This is a genomic window from Williamsia sp. (assembly GCF_016462415.1).
Lineage (GTDB): Bacteria > Actinomycetota > Actinomycetes > Mycobacteriales > Mycobacteriaceae > Williamsia_A.
Genome location: NZ_JAEMTF010000024.1, coordinates 1 through 9,182, shown reverse-complemented (window position 1 = coordinate 9,182; position 9,182 = coordinate 1). Strand labels below are relative to the sequence as shown.

Sequence of the window (9,182 nt, the reverse complement as noted above, 5' to 3'; positions counted from 1 at the left end):
GGCACGACCAGGTGCGCGTGCACGCATGTCGGGTCGACGAGCAGACCGATGATGTCCTCGCAGTCGGCGACGAGGGCGTCGATGACGGCCGCCGCCCCGGTCAGCTTCGGGTTCTCCGACGCACCCGCGAGACGACGGTGCCGTGGCCAGATCTTCTCGAGATAGCCGGCGACGAGTTCGGCGACCCCGAGAAAGCCCACCGCGTCGATACCGCCCGAGCAGTCGACGATCACCCGTTCCCAGGCACCGGAGACGGCCTCGTCGCGGATCCGCCGCCAGGCCAGCAGTTGTTCGATCCCGGGCAGCCCGGTCAGCTCGTCGGGGTCGATCTCGCTGACCCCTGCGGCTGCGGCACCGCCGGCCAGCGCCATCGGCCCACGCAGCACCGCCCACACATCGCCGAGCAGGGCGAGGGTGTCGATCTCGAGCAGGTTCACCCGCTGCGACACCGGGATCGCCTGTCCCGGAGTGGAATACACTCCGAAAACGCGTGCCGCCTGACGGAAACGATCGAGGGTGACGAGCAGGGTGCGACCGTCGGATCCACCGTCCGCCGAGCGCGGCGGGGCGACGGCGGCCGCAGCGGCGACCGTCGAGACGCCGGCCCCCCCTGGGCCGATCACGAGATGGATGGGCGCGAGATCGATCAGCCTTCGACCCTCTTCTTGAGTTCTTTGAGCGCGGCATCGGTGATGGCCTTCTCGGCGCGGCGCTTGAGCGCGCCGATGATCGGGATCGCCAGGTCCACCATGAGTTCGTAGGTGACCTTGGTCGACCCGGACGCCTGCTGCACCAGCGAGTAGCGGCCGTGTTGGGCGGTCTGCAGGTCACTGCTGACCAGATCCCACTCGACCGCGTTGCCGTCGGGGGTCCACACGTAGGACAGCTCGTAGGTGTCACGCAGCACGCCGGCGTCGAGGGTGAACCGCACCTGACGCGCCCGCCCGCCGTCGCCGGGATCGACGATCTCCACCTTGTTCGCCGCCGACACCCACTCCGGGTAGCGGTCGAAGTCCGCGATCACCGACATGATCGCGTCCGCATCGGCGTTGATGACGATGGACTGTTCGGTTCTGTCTGCCATCGGACCTCAGTTCCTCCCCGCAGCCGGGTCGCCGATCGAACGGCCGGCCTCGAGACGATTCTTGACCTCGGTCGACATGACCCGCCCGGCCACCCTGCGATCGTGGTTCAGGTGCGCCAACCGGTCGCCGAGTGCGCGACCGCCGCTGGGCAGTATCTCATCGGGTTCGGCGTGCACGAAGTAGTGCAGGACGAAACCGTCGAGGACCGACTCACACCACACCTCCATGGTGCCGACCACGCCCCCGGCGACCGTCCACCGGAATCCCTGCTCGGCGCGGTCCTCGACCACCGAGAGCGTCAGGTCGGGCCACCAGCGGCGCCAGTGCGCCCGATCGCCGAGGACCTCACGCACGGCGTGGGGTGACGCGGCGACGAAGGTCTCGTCCGCGACCTGAATGCTGCTCACCGCACTAGCTTCACACACCGACCGTTCGCCTCGTACACGCTCCCGCGGTCGCCGGCGTCGCCGACCTCACCCCGACGACGCCCCGCCGAGGCTTACGCTTGCGCTCAGGGCCGATCGCGGCCTGTCTCCCATCGCAACCATGGAGGTCGGCATGCGCGAACACAGCGTGCCCGCGTCATTCGAGATCAGCCCGGACGACCACTGCGGGAACATCATCGTCGACATCGCCGAGAAGGAACCCGAGAAGGTGGTGTTCCGGATCGCCGACGGTTCCGAATGGAAACCGCTGGTCGCCAGGGATCTGACCACCCGGATCGACGCCGTGGCCAAAGGACTTGTCGCACAGGGCGTGGCGCCTGGCGATCGCGTCGCCCTCCTGTCGTCGACCCGGCCGGAGTGGTCCATCATCGACTTCGCCATCTGGTCCGCGGGCGCGGTGACGGTGCCCATCTACGACTCGTCATCGGGCGGGCAGATCGACTGGATCCTGCAGGACTCCGAGGCGACCGCCCTGATCATCGAGAACGACGCGCACCGATCCATCGTGGAGGATCTCGAGCACGGCCTGTCCTCGGTGCGCCGCATCTATCAGATCGACGGACCCGCGGGTTCCGACGGCGCGATCGCCGAACTCACCGAGCAGGGCGCCGATGTCGACCCCGGCGAGATCACCGCGCGCCGCTCCGGCGTCACCTCGGCGGATCCGGCCACCCTGATCTACACCTCGGGGACGACCGGTCGACCCAAGGGCTGCATGTTGACCCACGCGAACCTGCTCAGCGAGACCGCCGCGGTTCTGCAGTCCGACCTGCGCGAGCTGCTCCAGCCCGGATCACGCACCCTCATGTTCTTGCCGATGGCCCACGTGTTGGCACGCGCCATCACGATCGTCGCCATCCAGAGCGGTACCGAGGTGGGCTTCACGAGCGACATCCCGAAGCTGGTGGCGCATCTCGGGGAGTTCGGTCCCGACTTCATCCTGTCCGTACCCCGCGTGTTCGAGAAGGTCTACAACACCGCACGCCAGAACGCAGGCGGCGGGCCACGCGAGAAGCTGTTCGACGCCGCGGCCGACACCGCCGTCGAATACAGCCGCGCACTCGACACCGGCGGCCCGGGACTTCTCCTGCGGGCGCGGCACGCCGCGTTCGACCGTCTCGTCTACTCCAAGCTGCGCGACGCACTCGGCGGACGGTGCCGCCTGGCCATCTCGGGCGGTGCGCCACTGGGGGAACGTCTGGGGCACTTCTATCGCGGCATGGGTGTGCCGATCTGCGAGGGCTACGGCCTCACCGAGACCACCGCGGCGTTCTCGGTCAACACCCCCGACGCGCAGCGCATCGGAACGGTGGGCAAGCCGTTGGGCGGCAACACCGTACGGATCGCCGACGACGGCGAGGTCATGCTGTCCGGCGGGGTCGTCTTCGACGGGTACTGGCGCAACCAGGAGGCCACCGACGAGGCGCTGACCGACGGATGGTTCCACACCGGCGACCTCGGCAGCATCGACGACGACGGCTACATCACGATCACCGGACGCAAGAAGGAACTGATCGTCACCGCAGGCGGCAAGAACGTCTCCCCCGCAGGCATCGAGGACGCGATGCGCTCGGAACCGCTGGTCTCGCAGGCGATGCTGGTGGGCGACGGACGGCCGTTCATCGGGGCACTCGTCACCATCGACCCGGACGAGTTCTCGACGTGGAAGACCGGTGCGGGCAAGTCGGATTCGGCGACGGTCGCCGATCTCGTCGACGATCCCGACCTGCGTGAGGTGATCTCGACGGCGGTGGAGGTCGCCAACCGGACCGTGTCCCACGCCGAGGGCGTGAAGAAGTTCCGCATCCTGCCCGACGACTTCACCGAGGAATCCGGCGAGATGACCCCGACGATGAAGATGAAGCGGTCGGTGATCGCCGACAAGTTCTCCGACGAGATCGAGGCGCTGTACGGCCGCTGAGTTCGCTCGGCGCTACAGCAGGGTCGCGAGCCGGCGGGCCATGGACTGCCACTGCCAGTTCTCGACGACCCACTCGCGCCCGGCTGCACCCATGGCCGCGGCGCGGGCGGGGTCGGCGAGGATGCCGGCGATGGTGCCGGCGACCTCGCCGACATCACGACCGTCCACGACCTCACCGGTCACCCCTCGGCGCACGGTCTCCGGCGCGCCACCGGAAGTGCCTGCCACGACCGGTATCCCGCTGGCCGACGCCTCCAGGTAGACGATGCCGAAGCCCTCGACGTCCAGCCCACGTCCACGGGTGCGGGCGGGCATGGCGAAGACGTCGGCGGCCGCGTGATAGGCCGGTACGTCGTGCACGTCGACCGACCCGGTCAGGATGACGTGATCGGCGACGCCACCGTGGCGCGCGCGTCGTTGCAGGTCCTCGCGGTACGGTCCGCCGCCGACGATGAGCAACCGGGCACCGGGAACGCGCTCCCGGATCGCAGGCAGGGCGTCGATGAGCACGTCCTGCCCCTTGCGGGGCACCAGTCGCGACAAGCACAGGATCACCGGCGCATCACCGAGACCGTGCCGCTCACGGATCCGGGTGCGGGAGTCGGGGTTCGGAGCGAAGCGCACCGTGTCCACGCCGGGCGGCACGTGCTCGAGGGCGGCGTCGGCGCCGAAGGCAGCGGCGAACCGTCCGCGCGTGTAGGTGCTGACGAACGTCACGACATCGGCGTGGGTGCCGATGTGCCGCAGCGTCTGACGGGCCGCGGGCAGCATGGACCACCCCACCTCGTGGCCGTGGGTGCTGGCCACGATTCGCCGCGCCCCCGCCGCCCGCACCGCGGGGGCGAGCACCGCCAGCGGCGCGGCCGCGCCGAACCAGACGGTGTCGATGGCGTGTGAGCGCACGAGCGCTGCGGCCCGGCGTGCGACGAACGGGGTCGGGAGCATCAGTCCGGTGCGGTGGCGGACGACCTCATACGGTTGCGCGCTGTCGAACGCTGCGTCGCCACGCCACCGGGGCGCGTAGACGGTGATCCGATCGGCGGGCAGCCGGTCGACGAGGTTCTGCAGGTATGACTGGATACCGCCGGGTCGCGGCGGAAAATCGTTGGTGACCAACAACGTCCGGTGCATCACCCGTTCACGGTAGGCGAGCCTGCTCGGTCAACCACGTCCGCCATCCCGCGAGCACGGTCGCGCCGGGCGCACCGAGTTGGGCCTGCATCGCCGCGGCCTGAGCGTCCGCCGTGCTGGGGCCGGTGGCCAGCGCGAGATAGAGGGAGCGAAGCTTGGCGTCCCCGTACTTCCCTGCCACGTAGGCGGCGAACGACCAGGCGCTCTGGTAGGCGATCGGCGCCTGGGGACCGGAGACGGTGAAGGCGGCGTCGGTGGGCAGGGCCGCGGGGGCGTCGCCGGCGGCGACCTGTGCCGCGAGGTCGGGAGCAGCGTCCGAGAGGCGCCGGTAGGTGCCCTTGCGACCCACGTACTCCGCGACTCCCTCGGTGACCCACTTGGCCGAGGTGGGTGCGGTCTTGGTGCGAGCCGCGACGTGGGTCATCTCATGCCGCAGCACGACATCGAGAGCGGGGCCGGCCAGTCCGGTCACCGAACCGGGTGTGAACACGATCCGCTGCCCCTCGGTGAAACCGTCGACCGCATCGGCGGACGCCGAGACCGTCGCGGCCGCGGCGGCGCTCGAGTCGGCCCCCTCGCTTCCCGACAGGGCGGCGAACGCCGGCGTCGAGTCCGTCGCGATCAGCACAGCTCGACGGGGCCACTGGGTGCCCCAGAAGGCGGTCACCGCAGCTACCGCGCCGGGCAACGACGACGTCAGACGGGCGGCGAGTGCGGTGCTGCCGGGGTAGCCGAGTACGACCGACTCGCCGCCCGCGGTGGCGGCACGCGTGGCCCGAACGCCCGGGAAGTCCCAGAACTGGGGGGTGGGCGCCGCTTCGCCCTGGATCGGCCCGGCATCTCCGACGACCTTCCACGTGTCGTCATAGCGGGCCAGGACCAGTGGTCGGACGACGTTGACCGGGGGTTCGTTCACACCGGCGAGTGCGTACTGCAACCCGACCGGGGCGATCCACGAGTCGGAACTGCCCTCGTCATCGAGACGCGCCTGGAGGTCGGAGGGCACGAGGACCTCACCGAGTGCCGTGGTCCGATCGATCCGGTACCGGAAGGTGGCCATACCGGCGGCGTGCACGTTGGTGGTCTGCCGCGCCAGAGACGCCCGGAACTGCGGCGTGGCCGCGGGATCGATCAGGGCGTCGACCGCGGCGGTGTCGCCTGCACGCTGAGCCGCGGTGAGCCGGTCGAGGGTGGCGAGAACCGAGGACTCTCGCTGGTCCTCATAGACATTGGCCTGCGATGTGGGCGCGGCCTCCGGCTCCGACGACGACCCGCAGCCCGCGAGGGCCAGCGAGGCGGCGACGACAGCGAGGGCGATGAGACGTGTGGAGAACCGTCGGGCCGGGCGCGACGACCGGGGGGACCCGGATCGCACGGTCAGTATCGCCGGGCGGAGTTGAAGGGGCCCGCGTCGTCGACCGGGACCACCTTGACCGGGACACCGAACGTCGACGCGTGCACGACATAACCGTCGCCGACGTACATGCCGACGTGACTGGCATCGCCGTAGTAGATGACCAGGTCGCCCGGCTTCATGTCCTGACGTGCGACCGGGGTGCCGCCGGCGAGCTGCGCCTCACTGGATCGGGGCAACACCTTGCCGGCCTGCCGGTAGGCCCAGACCATGAGCCCGGAGCAGTCGAACTGGCCCGGACCGGTCGCGCCCCACACGTAGGGGTCGCCGATGCGGGTGAGTGCCGCCGTCACCGCGACGGCTTCGGCCGCGGTGCCCCGGGCCACGAGCTTCGGGTCGAAATCGATCTCGGGTCCGCGCAGGGCGGCCAGCTGCTTGCCGGTCAGCGACTCGTAGACGGCCTTGACCTGGGCGATCTGCAGCTGCAGGTCGCTCTGCTTGGACTGGAGGTCGGCGCGGCGCTTGTCGACGGCGGCGACCGCATCGGCCGCCTTACGGCCCGCGGCCGTGGCCGCGTCCCGCGCCTTCGTCGCCGCCGAGCTGGCCGTGCGATACGCCTTCAGGTCCCGGACGGTCTGCCGGGAGACCATCTCGAGGCCGGACATCTGATCGAGCAGCGACTGCGGCGAGTCGGAGACGAGGACAGCGTAGAGCCGGTTGACCCGGGCGCCGCGGTAACTGGCGCGGGCCAGCCCGTCGACCCGCCCCTGGAGTTCGTCGAGTCGCGCGGACAATCCGTCGAGGGTCTTGGTCGCGGCTGCCACCCCGGCCTTGGACTCCGACACCGCCCGTTGTCCGGCGGCGAGCTGGATCTCCGCGTTGTGCATGGCCTCGGCGGACTTCTCGGCTTCGCGGCCGAGTGAGTTGTACCGCGTCAGCAGCTGATCGGGACTGCGCGGTGACGGATCGGCACCCGCGGATGACCCGAACCCGAGCGCGATGACGAGTGCCGTCAGCACCACCGTCGTGAGCAGTCGCATGACCACCGCCGCTCGATTCACACGCACCTGCTCCATCCCCACTTCCGCAACACCCGATCCCACATCATCGACGAGCCATCACCACCTGGAGTGACCGACGCTTCTCGACATCCGAGTACCGCCGCCCGCGGCGCGTGAACTCCCCCCTCGCCCACGGAAGGATATGACGTGGCGAGGCGTGATCTCGTCGTTTCCGACGATCTCGGGTCGGAGGTCTCCGTTCATACGTGGCCGAGGTGTCAGTAGCGACGGGCACCGTAGAACGACATGGAATCCAGGCTGGCCTTCTGGACCGGGACACCCTCGGTGGAGGAGTGCACGATCTTGTTGTTGCCGATGTAGATACCCGCGTGCGATCCGCCGAGGAAGATGACCACGTCGCCGGGACGCAGGTCCTTCTTGGCGACCGGGGTGCCGCCGCCGAGCTGGCCGTAGCTGTCGCGGGGAATGGTCTTGCCGGCCTGCTTGTAGGCCCAGTAGACGAGTCCGGAGCAGTCGAAGGCGGTCGGGCCCGCGGCGCCGTACACGTACGGCGAACCGATCCGGGTCAGCGCAGCCGATGCGGCGCGCTTCCCGGTTGCGCCCACGTTGCCGAACAGGTTCGGCGACGTCTGCGGCCCCTTGGGCTTGGGCTTCGACTTGAACTGCGGCGGTACCTGCTTCTCGGTGATGCCGGGGACCTCGAAGGTGCCGATGCCAGGGACGGTGACCGGTGCTGCGAGTGCGGGACCGGCTCCCATGGCCACGGTGCCCAGTGCGATCGAACCGGTGACCACGGCGTTGCGTGCGGTCTTCAACCCGGTATTCGGCTGTTCCAAACGGTGTTTCGCCACGAAGCGAGTTCTCCTCTAGTTCTTCCTCAGCCGCCTACCGAGTTAGCTGTCGGATTCGGGCCGGAAGAGTGGCCCTACCCGCGTACACAGGCACGTGCTGCGCACGGGGGATTCACCCCGATCGGACGTGGTCCGAAGTGATGGTTCCCCGGTTCGTCCCGCAGGACGATTGAGCGGCGACCAGACGATCCGCTCCGTTTGAAGCGGGTTACTCCGTAAGGTCTCGGAAAGGTTACGAAACGTCCCCCTCATCTGTCCACCGGGACACATCTTCGGTGCGTCGTGGGTCAAACCCTCAACTCGCGCGGAGCCTGCGCACGTTCGTGTGACCCTCGACTCCCTGACCACCGTGTTCCCGGACGATGGGCAGTTCGTGCGCGGATGCGTCCACCATCCCGGCCGCGATGAAGGTGTCGATGGCGAGGTGGAGGCGATCGGCCTCCCGTGCCGCGGACGCGTCGATCCCGATCGGGCCGTCGGCACCGTTTCTGGTGGTAGGAGCCGCGAAGAACACCGTCATCATGCATCCGTCGCAGGCACGGGGACGGCCGGGGCAGGTCGCGCAGTCGAGCTGCATTGTGATCTCCATCTCATTTACGAAGTCGGTGGAATTTGTCGGCCCGGCGACCCGGTCCGGGCCATCGAGGCTCTCGTGGGCGACGGTAACGACACCCACCGACAACGTTCACCGGCATCGATCCGCGCTTCGTCATGCCGGCCTCGACACCGCCGCCGTCGGCCCGTCGAACTAATGTTCGCCTCATGGGTCTCCCTGATCACCTTGACCTCGATGTTCACAGCAGCACCAGTGGTCCCACCGGCACCAATCGACCAGCGCAGATCGCCGACGGCGACGATCCGGCGGTCCTCGGGACACAGCTGTCGTTCGACACGATCGGCGATGCGGGCTTCGATCCCCCGCTGTTCGAGACGACGTTCGTCGTCGTCGACCTCGAGACCACCGGCGGCAGCGCCGCCACCGACCGCATCACCGAGATCGGGGCGGTGAAGGTCCGTGGTGGGGAGATCCTCGGGGAACTGGCGACACTGGTCGACCCGGGACGGGCGATACCGCAGCACATCGTCGCCCTCACCGGCATCACCGAGGCGATGGTCTACCGCGCGCCGCGGATCGACGAGGTGCTGCCCGCGTTCCTGGAGTTCGCACACGGCTGCGTCCTCGTCGCGCACAACGCAGGTTTCGACATGTCCTTCCTGCGGGCGGCCGCCGCCGAGCTCGGCCACCCCTGGACGTTCCGTCGGGTGCTGTGCACGGTGAAACTGGCCCGCCGGGTGCTCCCCCGCGACGAGGCGCCGACGGTGAAGCTGTCCGCTCTGGCCCGGCACTTCGCCGTCGCCACCACCCCCACCC

The 9,182-nt window shown here is 69.2% G+C and carries 10 protein-coding genes and 1 riboswitch; of the genes, 2 read left to right on the top strand and 8 right to left on the bottom strand.

Features of this window, described 5'->3' with window-relative positions:
• From JHC79_RS08390 to JHC79_RS08380, 3 genes are all read right to left on the bottom strand, one after another.
• Positions 1-623, bottom strand: a 623-nt coding sequence (locus JHC79_RS08390) for an ArsA-related P-loop ATPase (RefSeq protein WP_296389705.1), incomplete at its 3' end; no start/stop codon positions are given.
• A gap of 23 nt (positions 624-646) precedes the next feature.
• Positions 647-1,084 carry an SRPBCC family protein gene (locus JHC79_RS08385; protein WP_296389704.1) on the bottom strand — a complete coding sequence of 146 codons (438 nt, stop codon included), beginning with the start codon at positions 1,082-1,084 and terminating at the stop codon, positions 647-649.
• Between the two features lie 6 nt (positions 1,085-1,090).
• Positions 1,091-1,492, bottom strand: a complete 402-nt coding sequence (locus JHC79_RS08380) for a hypothetical protein (RefSeq protein ID WP_296389703.1) — start codon at positions 1,490-1,492, stop codon at positions 1,091-1,093.
• Between the two features lie 151 nt (positions 1,493-1,643).
• Here JHC79_RS08380 and JHC79_RS08375 point away from each other — a divergent pair, with 151 nt between their 5' ends.
• Positions 1,644-3,452, top strand: a complete 1,809-nt coding sequence (locus JHC79_RS08375) for a long-chain fatty acid--CoA ligase (protein WP_296389702.1) — start codon at positions 1,644-1,646, stop codon at positions 3,450-3,452.
• 12 nt (positions 3,453-3,464) lie between these two features.
• On the opposite strand, the gene JHC79_RS08370 is transcribed toward JHC79_RS08375, so the two are convergent.
• The 5 genes from JHC79_RS08370 to JHC79_RS08350 form a co-directional block, all read right to left on the bottom strand.
• Positions 3,465-4,583, bottom strand: a complete 1,119-nt coding sequence (locus JHC79_RS08370; protein ID WP_296389743.1) for a glycosyltransferase family 4 protein — start codon at positions 4,581-4,583, stop codon at positions 3,465-3,467.
• A gap of 7 nt (positions 4,584-4,590) precedes the next feature.
• Positions 4,591-5,958: a hypothetical protein gene (locus JHC79_RS08365; protein WP_296389701.1), complete on the bottom strand. Its 1,368-nt coding sequence runs from the start codon at positions 5,956-5,958 to the stop codon at positions 4,591-4,593.
• A 2-nt stretch (positions 5,959-5,960) separates the two neighbouring features.
• Complete coding sequence (locus JHC79_RS08360) at positions 5,961-7,004, bottom strand: C40 family peptidase (protein WP_296389700.1); 1,044 nt, start codon at positions 7,002-7,004, stop codon at positions 5,961-5,963.
• A gap of 212 nt (positions 7,005-7,216) precedes the next feature.
• A complete protein-coding gene (locus JHC79_RS08355) occupies positions 7,217-7,810 on the bottom strand; it encodes an NlpC/P60 family protein (RefSeq protein WP_296389699.1) in 594 nt (197 codons plus the stop codon).
• 16 nt (positions 7,811-7,826) lie between these two features.
• A riboswitch (cyclic di-AMP (ydaO/yuaA leader) is annotated at positions 7,827-7,996 on the bottom strand.
• Between the two features lie 109 nt (positions 7,997-8,105).
• Positions 8,106-8,399, bottom strand: coding sequence for a hypothetical protein (locus JHC79_RS08350; protein ID WP_296389698.1), 294 nt, complete (start codon positions 8,397-8,399; stop codon positions 8,106-8,108).
• A gap of 173 nt (positions 8,400-8,572) precedes the next feature.
• Between JHC79_RS08350 and JHC79_RS08345 the strand changes: the two genes are divergently transcribed.
• Positions 8,573-9,182 (top strand): exonuclease domain-containing protein (locus JHC79_RS08345; protein ID WP_296389697.1); only part of this gene is annotated, 610 nt, incomplete at its 3' end.